This window comes from Autumnicola patrickiae, assembly GCF_031846525.1.
Lineage (GTDB): Bacteria > Bacteroidota > Bacteroidia > Flavobacteriales > Flavobacteriaceae > Autumnicola > Autumnicola patrickiae.
The window spans coordinates 51028-66880 of the sequence record NZ_JAVRHM010000021.1; the positions used below are offsets into that span (position 1 = coordinate 51028).

Below are 15853 nucleotides of genomic sequence, written 5' to 3' on the forward strand. Positions count from 1 at the left end.
AAATCAAATATCACATGAACACCATTGAAAACCAATTATCACAACTCCGGCTCGGGGGAATGCACCGAAGCTGGAAAGCTATGATAGAAACCCGGCAACACCACGAGCTATCCCTGGGGGAAGGCTTAGAAGTATTATTACAAGCCGAAGCCGAAGAACGTGTCCACCGGCGTTTTGAACGCCTGAAGAAAAGTGCCCAGTTCCGTTACCAGGCTACCATAGAGGAATTAAACCTGGAAACCGCCAGGGGAATCAATAAAGACCAGATCACCGAACTGGCTACCGGAACATACTTAGAAAAAGGGGAATCGGTATTAGTTACCGGGGCCACAGGCTGCGGCAAAAGCTTCCTTGCCTCGGCTTTAGGACACCAGGCCTGTAGCCAGGGAAATAAGGTACTGTACTTCAATACACAGAAATTACTGATGAAAACCAAAATGGCCCGTATTGATGGAAGCTTCCTGAAGTTCTTTGATAAACTGGCTAAGGCCAACCTATTGATCCTGGATGACTTTGGTCTGGCTCATCTGGACAAGAAACAACAAATGGATCTGATGGAAATCATTGAAGACAGGCACGGAAAATCATCAACCATTATTGCCAGTCAATTACCAGTGGGAAGCTGGTATGATATTATTGGAGAAGCTACCATTGCGGATGCTATTTTGGACCGTCTGGTACACACTTCCCATCGAATAGAACTTAAGGGAGAAAGTCTTAGAAAAAAACTGTAATATTGTCATTAACTTATCTTTTTGACCAGAATCTCTAGAGGGGTCAGTATGGCCTGAACGAGGGGTCAGCATCACCTGAATATCCACTAAAGCTAAAAACCATGCTTAAAACTGTCTCAAAATCGAATTTCCGTGCTCGCTTGCAACGCCTGATTGTCCTGCGGACAATCAGGCTCACCAGCTCACACTGTTTTTTATACGAGACGTTGGCTTTAATACAGAAGCTCGACACCAAAAAAAAGAAAATATGAGATGTATCATTCTTATTATAAGCCTTTTAGCTTTTAATATACTTTCCGCTCAGGCTTGGAAACACAAATCTAGTGAAAACGCATTTGACGGAAAATACAGAATTGCAAGTGTAACGGGTACTGGTAATGATTATCCGTATCATAAACCCACACTCGTAATAAATTTGGTAAAAGAAAATTTATTAAATTTTTACATTGCAGATGCAGGTTATTATCAGTCCGTCTATGATATCGAAATCTTCTGGGTATTTGACAATGAACCTAATTTAATGTATTTAAGCCGTAATTTATCTAAATCGCCTGATGGTAAAATCATTTTTTTGGATGATTTTAAAAACACCAACACTGGAGAATATTTTCATAAACTGGAATTTATAGAAAAATTAAAATCTGCCAATAAAGTCGATGTGAGAATTAAGAATAGATTTGGCAAAAATGATATTGTATTTCCCTTAAGTGGAAGTACTCAATCTATAAATTTTGTTATTTCAAAGGAATTTAAAAACAAGGAAATTGCCGAGCAGGAAAAAATAAGAGAAATCGCTGAACAAGAAATCCAAAAAGCTATAGAAGAAAGAAAGAAAATCTTAATGATGTTTCCATATGATTTGCTTGGCGAGCCCAGTTCAAAAATGCTTGAGAAAATAGATGAATACTCTGAACTATACGATTTTGAGTTAAGCGATATAGATAGCTTGAACTTAAAACCTGATAAATTATTAGACCAATATGTCAAACTAAATTTGTTCGATAAAAACAACAATATCATAAAATCAATTAGTTTCCGAGATGTTGTACCTGACGATTTTAGAAAGAATTTAGTGAAAAAAGAAGAGGATTTTGATAAAAAGACTATTAATACATTACTTCAAGATTATGATTTAACTGACAAGGAAAAGGAGTTTTTAAAAAAAGAAATAGCTAATCCAGCAGGTTATACAGATTTTGAAATAAAAGACTTAGATAGTATTCACATTGATTTCAGTCAAACTGGTAACAGAAGATTATTTAAAAAAATAGATTTTCTCAATAAAGCAAATTCAGTAATTTATTCTGTGCCATCTGTAATGATACAAATCTATGCTACATCAACCGCATCCGAAGAGTAAAAACGATAAGTCCATATAGTACTAAAGCCAATTGTAAGCTTCCCTTAAAACCAAACTGTTTAAAAGTAGAATAATGAGGAAATAGAGAATTTTAAAGCTCTAAATCATGATCTCTTTGAATGCTCCTGGGAATCTGTTTATTTATACTTAATTGTATACTGCTTTCCACCCTTGCTGAATCAATACTCATTGTATTAAAAGCTCTCATAGCGGAAGCAGGATCATTTACAGATCTTTCATACCGTGCCAGTTTCAAATGAGTATAGGGACTAAAATTATAATGCACTTTATCCATTATTTCCTTCATGGAATAATTATCATTGGTATATCCCTGGATTTTCTGGGCCAGTCGGTTCATATCCCGATCACTTGGATTGCGATTATTAGCTGTCACTAAAGCGTGGACATGCGTTATATTAATCTCAGCTTTTTCCCTTAGATAAGTAGCCAAATGAGCAACCGTTTCACCGGTAGTTATAACATCAGCCACCAGAACTAAATCTTTATACTTAATCAGCATTTTAAAATCTTCGTACTTCCCCTGGCTTTTAAAATTATAAGAAAAATCATTCATTGAACGACGTTCTATATTATAAGTAGACCTGGAGCTTTCCTTTTGATTATAAAGAATAAAATCATTGAGATCCAAAGAAGGTTTATTGTACTTTTCAGAAAGAGTCTGAGCATATAATTTTGGGAGAATATTTTTAAATTCCTTCGACTCATTATAAGGTACACAAACAAATATTGTATTATCGTTTACGATTTTGTCTAAAGACTTATAATGTTCTTTTGTGACAAATTTATTTAGGACCTCCATTGCTTGTTTGGAGGTGAAATCACCCTTTTTCAGATCTTCTTTATAATTATTAAACTCTTTTAATGAAGTGTCGTAGGGATTTGCTTGATATGAGAGTTTATGTATTTCCATTAACCAAGATCAAAATCAATTGCTTCTACATCTAAATTTATAGATACTCGAAGTTTAATTATTTCAGAGGGACGGTTCTCTACCATCTTTTTAAGTACATCAAAAGTTGATAGGTAATAACTCAGAGGCATTGGAATAAAAGATTTGGTTTCATTACAGTATTTCCAATGATTGTGACGTTGCATATTCATTATAAAAGCATCAAACTTTTTATATTGACTATTTTTTATTTTAAAATTTTCTCTAAAATTTGCGATCACTGCTTGTTGTAGATCTTCTCTGTGTTCCGTCTTTAATTCAAAATCAGAAAAAATATCCAATTCCGGGGAACCAAAGATGATAAAGTCTTCTTCCTGGTAGTATATTATATGGATTTCCGCACTTATTACTTCATTGTTAGCCATTTTTTTAATTTTATTATAGCTGGTTACAATAGAAAGTTCATTTAAGCTTTTGATTTTATCATTTGATACTTTGTGATATTGAAATAACTGCCCTGGTTGGCAATTAAATTTATCACACATTGCTGCGATCATATCAAAAGTTAGACTATTACTTTTCCCATTTTTAATATTCCCTGCCTGTTGGTAACTCTTATCAAATAAATCTGCGATCTCCTGCAATTTAATGCGGTTACGCTTCATATAATCTTCAAGAGTAAAATAAATCACCCCGTGATCTGTCTCAATTTTAACTGCCATTGTTACTTAATAATTTGCTAAATTTTGGATTTTTCTAAAGGGCTGAAAATATTTCTATACCTATCATCTGTACTATATTTTTCATATAGATCATTAATTAGTTGATTTGAATCATAACTTATTTTATCGAAATTTAAGTTCACTTTTTCTTCACTTACATTTGGATTAACCACAGGCAGCTCTTCCATTCTACGATCAAACTTCTCCAATTTCTTATGATCGTTAATAATATGGCTATGAAATCTCTTTAGTTCAATGGCTTGGTCTGGATTATCTGCAACGACTCCCACTACTTCCCCGGAAGAGAGATTGTTTATAGTAGATACCGGAACAGCATAATCCATTTGAACACTTTGATTTTTTGTTGGTCCATCTTGCCCCATATTTACGGAATCCCGGACCATTTTTATTTTTCCTAATCTTTCAGATAAATCCTTGGCCATCTTTCCACTTAAAGAACCCGAAATAATATTCGGAGTTATATTAAATATAATTTCAGAGTCAATCCTCCCCAGATTTTTTTCATTTTGGGAAGCATCTTGTAAACCTAAAATAGTAGCAATCTTGTTGCTTCTTGCCGTAGCAATTTGATTAGCTACATTTTCAAAATAAACAGTAGGAAATTCATCGAAGACCGTTGCGCATTTAAGTTGTCCTTTTCGATTAATAAGTCTGGAAGTTTTTTCGATGATAAGAGAAATCGGGGCCGAATATACATGATTTTTTTGATCATTATTTGCAAGACATAAAATCTTGGGATCTTCCGGATTATTTAAGTGTAACGAAAAATCATTACCGGTCATAATCCAATACACATTCGGTGATGCCAATTTCGCCATCTTTTGCTTTAAGGTGGCCATCATGTTGTTAAGTAGCTTAGAGTTATCCTCAAGCATAGCAGTATAAAGTACGCTAGCATATTTTGAGGCCTGGCTATCACACATTAGCACTGGAATATACTTTCGATGGTCGCCCATTAAAAATTCCAACGCATGCGGGAAGGTACAATATTTTCCATTATTTTCTTTCTTCAGGAGCCAAATAATACTTGCTAAAGCGTTAATAGCACCGTCTTCCCAAAAGGGATCTTGTTTAGTAGTGCCTTTAATGGACATTCCGTAATATACGCTCTTAGATGCCTGATAGGCATCGGAAATATCTTTTATAGATTCAGGTAATAAGGGATTTACACGATGTGATTTTTCAAGGTCGTCAAAATTTATACAGTAAAAAGTTGGTTGAATTTTAAGTTTGGGATAAGCTTCCCTTAAAAGGTTATAAGTGAGCTTTGAGAGATCTGGGTATTTAAAATCATAGACCAACATCGTAAAATTTTTATTGATCAGTTGAGATATAATATGCCTTATAACAAAATAAGTTTTACCAGAACCTGGGGAACCGGTTACCAGTAAACCACGATATAAGTTTACGAAATTGATCCAGCTCTTAAACTGTCGTTTATTGAAATTGTATTTTGCCGGTAGATTAACGGATGATTCATTTACTAATTTTCTTCTTTCCTGAGGAAAGGTCTCCTGGCCTTTATTGAAAATATCCTCTTTAAGATCAGATTTAAAGTACCTGAAAATTTTGCCCATCCCATCATTAAAGAGGATTAAACCAGTAAAGGAAATGAGGACATAAAAAGAATATCCTGCAACCATGGAGAGCTCCAGGTATAATATTAAACTAGAGGCAAAAAAAATAATTATCCCTAAAACCAAATTACGAATAGCTGCATTTAAATTGATGTCCTTGTTTTTATAAACTTTTACCATACTAAAGGTGATAAGGCTTATCACCACAATTATTGCCTTGGTAATAAAATGGTTTGAAAAGAACAGACTACTGGCAATAGGCATCATTATTTTTTCCAGGTAAGGATGCGTAAGCCCAAAATAATCGAAATATCCATACCCAAATAAATAGAAGTGCAAGGCTACAAAAAGAAAAAGCATCCCGTTGGCAATCAAATAACTATTGTAAAAATAGTCCTCCTGTTTGTGTTTATTAGTATGTATCATAATCCTATCTTTCTAAGTCATCATAAAATCTCTTTAGTAGTTTCCTGCGCCTTCGCTCTTCCTCGTCATCATTTGAAATACGTAAGCCTCCACCGGAAGACTCTATACTCGGATGATTAGAGATACTTACCTGATTGTCTAAACTTTTCTCTGGGATGTGATTATTTCCAATTTCCGGATCTTTACAGCTTTCAATTTCAGCGTATAGAACTTCTCTAACCTGGTTCAAATTAATCTCTGCAGAGCTATCTTGATTAGCATAAATTTCTTCTACCTTCCCTGCAATCTCATTGGCCATCCCTTTATTCTGTTTGGAAATTTGGGAGTATATATTCTCAAGTTTATAAGCATTTTCTTGATGTGAATGAATCGGGGCCATTTTAATTTCATTAAGCTGGGACATCAAGCGATATTTTAAATTATAATTTTCGTATCGTTGAGAAACCCTTTTAAAAATCTCCTGGTCATAAATGGATTTAGTTATGCCTTCTTCATTAAGCCACTTTTTTAATTCATTACCCACCGGTATAGAAAATCTTTTCTCATTATTGTAAAATCTGGCCACATAGTTCCACTCTCCATTTTTTTCTGAAGTCGGTTCCACCACCAGGCCGTGATTTAGTAAATCCTTATAATTGGTTATTTGCCCATTTTCTAATTGGTTTTTCACTAGGTTTAAATAATGCTTGTTATAGTTGGTCTCAATAAATTCGCGGTCAGCATCATTTAATATTCTTTTTAAATTAGAAGATCTATATAATGAAAAATTGATATTCTTAGGGATATCATTGTGCTTGTAGGGACGATTGGCTAAAAATTTAATTAATTGTTTTTCCCCTTTTGACAGCTCTCCCTTTATGACATCTGCAGAACCAAAACTGGGTTCAAGAACCTTGGCAGCAGATTTTTGAAGCACCATCCCTACATTAGGGTCTTTTAGATGGTGGAAAATTGTCCTCCCCTCTTCTTTTTTAATAGCAATATCAAAAGATCTAAAGATTGCTTCTTTATCGCTTATATTAAGTGCTCTATTATCTTTTAAATATCGAACAAGAGGAACCGCATAATTGTTGAATTTGGCGAGATCCTTTTTATATAATTTTTCAAAATTGGTATGTTTATACTGAATGAAATTATCCAGACTGCTTTCTAGATTTTTACTACTAAACCGGCCCTCCTTGGTTTCAAAACGATTTAAAAATTCGTTCCGGTCCAAATATTTTATAAATGTACTTTCAAAGGAATATTCACTTTTCCTAAATTGTTCTCTCCAGAGTTCGGATAATGAACGGCTTAGCTGTTTTGCTTCAGAATAGCTCAGGGTAGTATCACCAAACTTCTTGTATAGATCAGAAGCATTTAATTTAAATTCCTTGGAGTTATAGAGAGCTCCACTTTGTTTGTGGTGATAATCAATACTAGATATCATCCCTGCAGTAGTATAGTTGTAAGAAACTCCTATACCCTCTTTCTCTAATTTTTCTCGAAATGACTTTTCAGTAAATTTTAAGTGCTCATAAAACTGTTTATTTACAGCCTTAGCTATAGCGCCAAAATATTTATCCTTAACCATTTTATTGTTGGAAAAGTCTTTTTCCAGGTTGGTAAAAGTTGGTTTATTAAAAAATCTACTGGCTTTTATTCCTTGACCTACCTGGTTTCCGTAATCATCAGAAAATCCATAAACAAGACCGTTATTTTCTCTTTGCGGAGTTCCCTTCTGGCCCCTATCCAGAACTACTCCGTGACGTAATAAAGTCCTAGAGTATTCTTCAATGGAAGTAGGTTTATAAACTTCCCGGACTTTTAAAATCGTACTGTTTAAACTGGCCTTTGTTAAATCTCTTCCATAAGAAATTCTATCAACGTTCTCCAGGATCTTATCTACCTCCTTCTTCTGGTCGTCAGCAATTGTTAGATCATATTTAATCTCTAAGGCTCTTCGGGCATCCTCACTATGCTCGTTAACTTGTCTGTAAATATCAATTCGATTTCCATCAGAATTGATATTGGTAGTAACGACATGCAAATGTGGATGGGCTGCGTCGAAGTGCTCATATACTAAATAGGGTTGGTCTTTTAAACCTATGCTCTCCATATATTCTGAGACCACATTCTGTTTTGTTTCTTCGGATAGTTTTGGTAAATCTTCATTAGCAAAATTTACAGAAAAATGGTAGGCATTTTTCTTTGTTCTTACATTAAGGTCAATAAAATTTTTAAAGTGATCATACTTATCTTTAAAGCTCATTTTAGAATCTTCATATGGGAAATTACGAGAGAACTGGAAGCTAGCCTTCCCCTCCTTTACTTTGTCTTCATTGTAAGAAAGCAATCCGTAAATACTTGATCCATATGTGAGCTTAGTAACCACTTATTTAATGAATTTAGTAATATTAGAAATTACTGTTTTTTGCTTTTCAAGTTGCTCAGAAAGTTCATTTAGATGCTTTGGAAGTTGAAAAGCTTGATTGGCCAAAGCCCCTTTTTTTTGCTCTGCATGAATAATTTTTGTTATCTGATTTATATTATTTCCAATCATATTTAACTCACTCCGGATAATAGATAATTTGGCGGTAATCTTCTTTTTTTCCAAATCAACAACGGTTGTTCGGACCGTATTCCCAAGAACACAGGCTCTGATAAAATCACTGTTATTTTCGACCTGGTATTTCTTTTTCCTTTCTTCAAATGTCCTAAATTCTTCATCGCTCAACCGGGCGTAAATTCTTTTTCCTTTCGTAATCTCTGTTTTATTTTCCTTCATTTCAGATTCCAATTAACGCATCCTTGCGGATGGACCACTGCAGGTGCAAGATTGTTTTGTCCGACAAAACATTATCTTGCTATTTTCCTTCGAAATTCTAATTTAACTAAATTTCCTGAAATATTTCCAAAAAAGGTTTCTTAAATCGTTTTCTAACAAAAGCAGAGTTTTGATCTCAATAGGATTGAAAATTTTTAGAGATTAAATTTTGGAAATGAAGGAAATCAATCCTTTAGGATATACTAAAATGAGTTGAAAATTTTTTCGATATTTAATCCTTTTATATTAGTAAAGACATATCGGAAATAAATATAACTGTACATTTATTTGCATGATGTGTGCAACATTAAATAATGCTTCATGATTTTACATTTAAAAGAATACGTAGATAGATTAAAAAATTTTAGCCAAAAGCTAGATAATTTCAGCATTTTGACTGAACAACCGTGGGTAACAAACTTTGGTAGCGAAACGGACAGGTGCATTTATATTTTTAGACAAAAAGAAAATCAATTATTGATTTCAACGAATGGGAAAGTTAAAAAAGGAAATTGGGATTATTTACCATCATTGAACAGCCTCTTAATTGAACATGATGACGAAACAATTCTTTTCAGTCAGGGTTTTTTCGATAATTCAATAATGATATTGAGAAGAGATGGAACAGATGATTATCAATTATTCGTTAATGAAAATAAAATTGAAAGTACCATTGAAAAATTATTACAAAAAACTGAACAAGATTATCTTTCCAAAAACGGAATTAAAACAGATGGAACTGTTAGACAATTAAGTGAGAAAATTGTCAATTTCCTGGCAAAATGCGGGGAAGTGAAAATTCATACGAGAAAAGTGCAAGGTTATGAGATTGGAGATAAGATTTTAATCAACGGCAATATACCGTGTGATGGTAAAATTGAATTAAGTGATAAGGAGTATGTAGTTGTAGAAAATGGTTTAATAGAATATATAAGTTAAAATGCAGCACACATCAAAGTAACCGTTGCACAAACTATTGATTTTTAAATTCCCGATACCAATAAGTTGCTTTAAGCAAACTCAAAATGGTAAAATCTAACTATCATTGGTTTCTGAATTGAAGTGATACCCAATTTTTCTGAGAGGCTGGGTATTTTTCTAGATTATATAGCCACTCTTATCAATTTTTTACGACAATTTATTACATAAAATGCTTATTTAATTAGGTTTAAATGACAAAATTTGAAGAATATTGTGACATATTATAAGCTATAATTTATGTAATTAAAAATTTATGTTTTTCTTAAAACTTTTATTTTCAAGAACTTACACGTATAATAATTGATCTTTAAAAATTAAGAAGGCCAAATAATAGGTAAAAAATAAAATTTATAAGGGCAGTGTGACAAAAATATAATTATGAAAGTCCAGGATAAATATAATTCTCTTCTAAATGAAAAACTAAAAAAAACACTTTTTGATACGTCATCAAATTTATGCCAAGCTCTTTCTGAGAAATTTGATATTTCTACACAAAATGCTCGTCAAGTTATAAAAAGAGCTGTAGCTACAAAGGCTATAAAATCATCTGCACCTTATACATTTGGAAAAAACCAATATATCTATATATATAATAAGCACGAACTTCTAATAGATAATATAAAGGAAATATGTAAAATTTCAAGACCTCCTATTTATAGGCTCTTAGATTTAATAGACTTAAATAACGGAATTGTATCATACTATGAAGGTCTTAAAATAACATCATCTCCTGTTGAAGAAAGCACAACTAAGGTTTCAACCCTTCAAGATATATTAAACCTTCTTTTTAAGTTAAACATATTATATACTAAGAGGGATCAAAATGATGTGGTATATATTATTTACAAGGTTGAAGGTAAAGAATTGAACTCTGTAGAGGAATTTAATTTGATGGCAGAACATTTCAATAAAATGGTGTCAGATTGTTCAATTATTCCAGATATTCTTCGGTGGCTTGTGAATACGAATATCATAACTAGCCAGAATGTTATTTACAGGAATAAAAAAACCCCTTCTGTAGGGGCTGCACATAATAATCTCGTATGGGATGCTTTTGGTTATACAAAAGCTACAGGTATTAATCCAGTTTTAGGAGCAAAGGTAGAAACGGAAGATAAAAAAACCCTTGTCGTATTAGATGTTCTTCTATCGAATACTTATACAAAAACACATTTAGATGCCTTTGTAGGCAGAATACAAATCAATAGAAATTCAGTAACTGGTGATAAGAGAAAAACTTTACCAATTATAATTTATAGTGATTGTTCAGAACATACATTAAATACAATTAAGAAACTTGGAATTATATGTTTTGATATAAGTGCAATATTTGGTAAGAATATTTTTGAAATTTTACAAAAATCAAAACAGTTATCACTAACATTTTCACACACGGAAAACTTAAATTTAGAAATTGAAAATATTTTGAATTTAATGGTAAAAGCAGGTCAAGATGAGGCTTTAAAGGAACTGAAAGGAACCTTATTTGAATTTTTGATGTATCCACTTATTTCAAGTCTTTATCCTGCAGCAACTATTTCAAGAGGTAAAGTGTTGTCTTCCTTAAATGAGAATGGAGAAAAAGAAAGTTACGAGTATGATTATATTATAAACTCTTCCTTTCCTCCAGAAATTGTTATCATTGAGCTAAAAGGATACCATTCAAATGCAACAATACCACTTGGAGATTCAAATACAAAGTCTTCTTTGAAGTGGTTTTTCAGAAGAACACAACCATTTGCTGCAAAAAGATTTGAAGCAGAAATTAATCAAGGCCAAAGCTTAAAGGCAGTATATATCACTTCAGCTAATTTCTGGGAAGACGGTAAAAAGTTTATTCAATCCTTAAATAAAAGCAAATTGAAATCTGTTGTTTTAGATACAGGATATGATAGAGAAAGTTTATTAGAACTGCTTAGATTAAGAGGTTTTGATAAAGAAAAAATGATTATTGAAAGGTTTTATAAAAAAGATTATGATTAGTTGGTGTAATGTTCTAACCATTCTTTCGGAATAAGGGCATTGAAGGAGGATGAAATCTCATGTAAGTCTGTCGAGACTTCAATTCCGATAAGATGTTTATCAGGGTTTATTAAAATTAAAATGTCCTGTCACCAAATGAATCGGAACAGTTAATAATTATAACTTCATTCAAACAACTGGTATATCTTTTAGATAATTTTTCTTGTTTCATTTTCCAGGTACGGTCAAGATCCTGACCTGCAAATTTTACTTTTTGATTTTCCCGAATATTCAAACGATCAATGGTTTTCATCAAAGTCTGGTGCTTTGGATTTTCGGCAGTAAATAATGAAAGCTGTCGTTGGCTGGCTGGTGTCAAATTCATTACCATTATCCCCGCTTTTTTATACTGGAACCCCTTTTTAAATATCTTTTCTAGTCCAGTTATGGCAGCCTTAATTAATTCAATACTAGAATTTGTAGGGTTGGGAATGTGTACCGCAATATTTGCCCGGTACTGGGGAAGATCTTCTCTGAATCCATTGGTGTGTAAAAAAACATAGATCATACTACAACACGAATTTTGTCTGCGCAATTTTTCAGCTGCCTTTCCGGCATAAGTAGCAACTCGCTCCCGAATATCTTCAAAACTGCTATACATCTTTTCAAAGGAGCGCGTTACAGCGATATTCTTTTTAATAGCAGCATCCTCCAGGTCCAGAATTCTCTCACCGGAAAGATCTCTTTTTAAACGTAGCCCAACAATGCTCATTTCCTTTTGAACCCATTGATTAGGAAGCTGTGTGAATTCCCAGGCATTATGAACCTTTATTTTCTGAAGTCGTTTTTCATGCTGTCTCCCTATCCCCCACACATCGCCTATTTTTGTCCAAAGGAGACCCTTTTTTATTTTATCCTCAGAATCGATTACATAAGTACCTCCGGTTCGTAAACTGAATTTTTTAGCGATTTTATTGGCGACTTTAGCCAGGGATTTTGTGGGGGCGATTCCTATACTAATTGGAATACCGGTTGACCGGGTTACATTCTGAATAATTTCCTTGGAATATACCTCTAGATTGTAATGCTGCTCAAATCCCTCAAGCTTTAAAAAAGCTTCATCAATGGAATAAATTTCAATATCAGGTGAATAGGTAGAAAGTATGTTCATTACCCTGGTGCTCATATCCCCATAAAGAGCGTAATTTGATGAAAATACGTTTACCTTGTATTTTACAAACAATATTTCATACTCAAAGGAAGGAGCACCCATTGGAATACCAAGGGCCTTAGCCTCATTACTCCTGGCTATCACACAACCATCATTATTACTAAGAACTACAACGGGTTTTCCATTTAGCGCTGGATTAAAGACGCGCTCACAGGAAGCGTAAAAATTATTACAGTCAACCAGGGCGAACATAATCAAACGTATTTAATCACATTGATAACAATTCCCCAAATCAAAAAATCATTATCCTTGGTCACTTTTATTGGCTTGTAATTTTTATTTTCCGCTATTAGCCAGATAACATCCTTTTTAATCTGAATGCGTTTTACAGTAAATTCCCCGTCAATAAAGCATACCGCAATCTTACCACTTTTTGGTTCCAGGCTTTTATCTATAATTAAGAGATCTCCGTGATGAATTCCGGCATCCTGCATAGAATCGCCTTTTACCCTACCGTAAAAAGTAGCATCTTTATGTTTAATAAGCTCTTGATTAAGGTCTATTGCGATATCCAAATGATCATCAGCCGGTGATGGGAATCCTGCTGAGATATCAGAACCAACTAAAGGTAAATACAGGACCGCACTACTATTCACAGATAGAATTTCCAATGTCTCTTGTACAAAAATTTTTCTCACTTTCATTTTACAAAATTAGGAGTTTTTCCAACCTGTTAGGAATTTATCCAAATTTAATTTTTAGGAGAAAAGATATACCTTTAAACAAAAGAATATATAAATGTGTGTTCATATTAGCCTGACAGAAAAGTTACCCGTAATCGAGGATCATTACCAGGTAACAAGAAATCCCCAATTGGAAATTGAGGATGCCGATTTATTTAACTATCATTTGAATGGTTATAGCCATCCGGAAGCATTTATCATTCCTGAACAAGAAAGTACAGTAATCAATCCTGCGATTTGGGGCATTATGCCACATGATCAGCTAGGATCTAAACAAAATGATTATTATAAAAAAGTGAATCGTAAGGGTGGAGGACTAAATGCCAGGAGTGAGAATTGTTCGACCATTTCATTTACAAGTATTCTGCCTTTGAAAAACGTTGCGTTGTTCCCATTACGGCCTTTTTTGAACCACACGAATACCGGGGAACAAAATACCCTATCCTATTTAAGAATAGTAAAGAAAAATTCTTGTCGGTGGCCGGGATATATTCTATTACAAAGGACGGTTTTGTATCATTTTCGCTATTAACGAAAAAAGGATCTCCCTTCTTTGCTAAAATTCACAATACTACAGCAGAACCCAGGCAAATTATTTTATTAAATGATATCCTGGTGAAAGAATGGCTTAACCCGGATCTTACCGAATCCCACATCAAAGAAATAATGAATGTGCAATTTCCGGAAAGTGAATTACAAACCTATTCTGTAAGCAGGGACGTTTTTAAACAAACAGATTCAAATTACCCTGAAATTCTAGAATTTGAGGAATACGAGGGTCTAGATATTTAATTAATACACAACCGATGTTATTCTGTAAAATGTTTTGCGTGAGATTCCGGCAAACTTTCAACTTTGATTTTCGTCCAGTAGATCCACTTCCCTTTATTTTTGAATTTCCCATAAAATCTAGTAGATTTTTTTGCATCGTTTGCTTTATCCCCTATTTCTATAAGGGGAGCTGCAAAAATTATATTTTCCCATTGAGTCATAACTCACTATTTTAAGAGCTTTTCTAGTTCGTTTTTCAATTCTTCAAAATCTTCACGACTCCCTACAAATTCAAGATCACTATTTCTTGCATCAGCCAAAGAAAATTTAAAATAGAAATTGCCTGTATTATCGGTTGAAATTTCCTTTACTCTTTTGGGGAGGGAATTTTCGTTTTTGTCTAGTAACATCATGTTAATTAATGTTTTTAGGATTTACAATTTTTTCTATTTGCTCATATAATTCTTCATCCACATTTTCCAAATGAACCATCCTTTTAATACTTTTAAATTGTTGTGGAGAATCACACCTATTTCTGATCCTCCCCTGTAGGGAAGGCTACAAATCTTTTGCTAGATAAATTGATATACCAAAAATTACCACAACACCTATTAATACATTTGGCTTGTAATACTGGAGATAACCATTGTGCATTTTGACTGTTTATTATAAATGATAGTTGAATGAATTCATCCTAATTTTTATTCTCAACTCTATAGAAACTAGTTTTACTTATACCGGCCCGTTTGCAAGCTTCTTCTATCGGTAGATTTTGATTATCATACAAATGCTTTGCATACTGATATTTCTCAATGGTATCTTTCTTAAAACCTTTTGGACGACCTAGAAGTTTTTTACGTTTTCGTGCATTGTTCAAGCCCACTTTTGTACGCTCACTTATAAGATTTCTTTCAAATTCCGCTACAGCAGCGAAAATTTGTAAAAGAAATTTCCCATTTGCAGATGTAGTATCAAATTCAGGTTCACTAATGCTTTTAAAATGGACCCCCTTTTCATTAAAAGTGTCTATTAGATCAATCATATTCTTTAGAGATCTAAAAATTCTATCATTCTTATATGTTATGACTGTATCTCCCCTTCTAAGAAATTCCAACATTTCTAGTAAACCTTTTCTATCTTCTCGAACACCACTACCAACGTCTGAGTAAATTTTATCACATCCCTCTTTCTCTAATAAATCTAATTGTGATTCTAACTTTTGATCTTGAGTAGAAACTCTTGCATATCCAACCAACATATCCTGTTCCAAAAAAGGTTACTTTATAAAACTAATAAATAAAACGGAGAATGGAACTGATATTGAAATGTTTTCGCCTAAAAATTTATATACCCAAAAAACGACCGTTTAATGAAACTGGAATATAACCTTTTGGCAATTATCTTATGATAATTTTTATAATCAAGCAGTTCTAATAGGGGAAGCCTACATAAGATTTATTTTCTATCGTTTTGAAAGCTACGTAATCAACCCGATTATCTATTGTGATCACATTATTTAGCTAGTGGATGGGCTCATTTAACCAGTCATAGTGATGCCTGGATATTCAGGACTAAGTTGACCCCTCTAAAGATCACCTTTTAGGTATCTGTCATTCCGGCGGATGCTGACCCCTTTAGAAAATAAAAAAGCTGGCTGGAAAATTATTCC

15 protein-coding genes are annotated in these 15853 nt (G+C 33.4%); 5 read left to right on the forward strand and 10 right to left on the reverse strand.

Annotation, left to right across the window (positions count from 1 at the left end):
- Positions 1-14: 14 nt before the first annotated feature.
- Positions 15-734, forward strand: coding sequence for an IS21-like element helper ATPase IstB (gene istB, locus RM549_RS15735; RefSeq protein WP_311686559.1), 720 nt, complete (start codon positions 15-17; stop codon positions 732-734).
- Between the two features lie 247 nt (positions 735-981).
- The gene (locus tag RM549_RS15740; RefSeq protein WP_311686561.1) at positions 982-2094 is read left to right on the forward strand and encodes a hypothetical protein; all 1113 of its coding nucleotides are present in this window, start codon (positions 982-984) and stop codon (positions 2092-2094) included.
- A gap of 91 nt (positions 2095-2185) precedes the next feature.
- Here the strand turns inward: RM549_RS15740 and RM549_RS15745 are convergent, their stop codons facing one another.
- The 5 genes from RM549_RS15745 to RM549_RS15765 are packed head-to-tail and all read right to left on the reverse strand — an operon-like array spanning position 2186 to position 8517.
- Complete coding sequence (locus RM549_RS15745) at positions 2186-3025, reverse strand: phosphoribosyltransferase (RefSeq protein WP_311686562.1); 840 nt, start codon at positions 3023-3025, stop codon at positions 2186-2188.
- Positions 3025-3726 carry a helix-turn-helix domain-containing protein gene (locus RM549_RS15750; RefSeq protein WP_311686563.1) on the reverse strand — a complete coding sequence of 234 codons (702 nt, stop codon included), beginning with the start codon at positions 3724-3726 and terminating at the stop codon, positions 3025-3027. Before RM549_RS15750 ends, RM549_RS15745 begins: the two co-directional genes overlap by 1 nt.
- Before the next feature lie 17 nt (positions 3727-3743).
- On the reverse strand, positions 3744-5750 hold the full coding sequence (locus RM549_RS15755) for a YWFCY domain-containing protein (protein ID WP_311686565.1): 2007 nt from the start codon (positions 5748-5750) through the stop codon (positions 3744-3746).
- Between the two features lie 4 nt (positions 5751-5754).
- Complete coding sequence (locus RM549_RS15760) at positions 5755-8124, reverse strand: relaxase/mobilization nuclease domain-containing protein (protein ID WP_311686566.1); 2370 nt, start codon at positions 8122-8124, stop codon at positions 5755-5757.
- The gene (locus RM549_RS15765) at positions 8125-8517 is read right to left on the reverse strand and encodes a plasmid mobilization protein (RefSeq protein WP_311686568.1); all 393 of its coding nucleotides are present in this window, start codon (positions 8515-8517) and stop codon (positions 8125-8127) included.
- A 360-nt stretch (positions 8518-8877) separates the two neighbouring features.
- Here RM549_RS15765 and RM549_RS15770 point away from each other — a divergent pair, with 360 nt between their 5' ends.
- The gene (locus RM549_RS15770; RefSeq protein ID WP_311686570.1) at positions 8878-9495 is read left to right on the forward strand and encodes a hypothetical protein; all 618 of its coding nucleotides are present in this window, start codon (positions 8878-8880) and stop codon (positions 9493-9495) included.
- A gap of 420 nt (positions 9496-9915) precedes the next feature.
- Positions 9916-11520 carry a hypothetical protein gene (locus RM549_RS15775; protein ID WP_311686572.1) on the forward strand — a complete coding sequence of 535 codons (1605 nt, stop codon included), beginning with the start codon at positions 9916-9918 and terminating at the stop codon, positions 11518-11520.
- Positions 11521-11635: 115 nt separating this feature from the next.
- Here the strand turns inward: RM549_RS15775 and RM549_RS15780 are convergent, their stop codons facing one another.
- Both RM549_RS15780 and RM549_RS15785 read right to left on the reverse strand, forming a co-directional pair.
- The gene (locus RM549_RS15780; protein ID WP_311686574.1) at positions 11636-12922 is read right to left on the reverse strand and encodes a Y-family DNA polymerase; all 1287 of its coding nucleotides are present in this window, start codon (positions 12920-12922) and stop codon (positions 11636-11638) included.
- A 2-nt stretch (positions 12923-12924) separates the two neighbouring features.
- A complete protein-coding gene (locus RM549_RS15785; RefSeq protein ID WP_311686576.1) occupies positions 12925-13374 on the reverse strand; it encodes a LexA family protein in 450 nt (149 codons plus the stop codon).
- A gap of 375 nt (positions 13375-13749) precedes the next feature.
- Between RM549_RS15785 and RM549_RS15790 the strand changes: the two genes are divergently transcribed.
- Positions 13750-14205 (forward strand): SOS response-associated peptidase family protein, encoded by a 456-nt coding sequence (locus RM549_RS15790; protein ID WP_311686578.1) that lies wholly within the window; start codon positions 13750-13752, stop codon positions 14203-14205.
- Between the two features lie 17 nt (positions 14206-14222).
- Here the strand turns inward: RM549_RS15790 and RM549_RS15795 are convergent, their stop codons facing one another.
- The 3 genes from RM549_RS15795 to RM549_RS15805 form a co-directional block, all read right to left on the reverse strand.
- Positions 14223-14405 (reverse strand): hypothetical protein, encoded by a 183-nt coding sequence (locus RM549_RS15795; RefSeq protein WP_311686580.1) that lies wholly within the window; start codon positions 14403-14405, stop codon positions 14223-14225.
- A 6-nt stretch (positions 14406-14411) separates the two neighbouring features.
- On the reverse strand, positions 14412-14597 hold the full coding sequence (locus RM549_RS15800) for a hypothetical protein (RefSeq protein ID WP_311686582.1): 186 nt from the start codon (positions 14595-14597) through the stop codon (positions 14412-14414).
- A 281-nt stretch (positions 14598-14878) separates the two neighbouring features.
- The gene (locus RM549_RS15805) at positions 14879-15454 is read right to left on the reverse strand and encodes a recombinase family protein (RefSeq protein WP_311686584.1); all 576 of its coding nucleotides are present in this window, start codon (positions 15452-15454) and stop codon (positions 14879-14881) included.
- Positions 15455-15853: the final 399 nt, after the last annotated feature.

What these genes read in the sequence shown, in the direction of transcription:
- istB (WP_311686559.1), top strand. Translation starts at nt 15, where the DNA reads ATGAACACCATTGAAAACCAATTATCACAACTCCGGCTCGGGGGAATG.
- RM549_RS15795 (WP_311686580.1), bottom strand. Translation starts at nt 14,405, where the DNA reads ATGACTCAATGGGAAAATATAATTTTTGCAGCTCCCCTTATAGAAATA.
- RM549_RS15740 (WP_311686561.1), top strand. Translation starts at nt 982, where the DNA reads ATGAGATGTATCATTCTTATTATAAGCCTTTTAGCTTTTAATATACTT.
- RM549_RS15780 (WP_311686574.1), bottom strand. Translation starts at nt 12,922, where the DNA reads ATGTTCGCCCTGGTTGACTGTAATAATTTTTACGCTTCCTGTGAGCGC.
- RM549_RS15745 (WP_311686562.1), bottom strand. Translation starts at nt 3,025, where the DNA reads ATGGAAATACATAAACTCTCATATCAAGCAAATCCCTACGACACTTCA.
- RM549_RS15755 (WP_311686565.1), bottom strand. Translation starts at nt 5,750, where the DNA reads ATGATACATACTAATAAACACAAACAGGAGGACTATTTTTACAATAGT.
- RM549_RS15750 (WP_311686563.1), bottom strand. Translation starts at nt 3,726, where the DNA reads ATGGCAGTTAAAATTGAGACAGATCACGGGGTGATTTATTTTACTCTT.
- RM549_RS15765 (WP_311686568.1), bottom strand. Translation starts at nt 8,517, where the DNA reads ATGAAGGAAAATAAAACAGAGATTACGAAAGGAAAAAGAATTTACGCC.
- RM549_RS15775 (WP_311686572.1), top strand. Translation starts at nt 9,916, where the DNA reads ATGAAAGTCCAGGATAAATATAATTCTCTTCTAAATGAAAAACTAAAA.
- RM549_RS15785 (WP_311686576.1), bottom strand. Translation starts at nt 13,374, where the DNA reads ATGAAAGTGAGAAAAATTTTTGTACAAGAGACATTGGAAATTCTATCT.
- RM549_RS15770 (WP_311686570.1), top strand. Translation starts at nt 8,878, where the DNA reads ATGATTTTACATTTAAAAGAATACGTAGATAGATTAAAAAATTTTAGC.
- RM549_RS15800 (WP_311686582.1), bottom strand. Translation starts at nt 14,597, where the DNA reads ATGATGTTACTAGACAAAAACGAAAATTCCCTCCCCAAAAGAGTAAAG.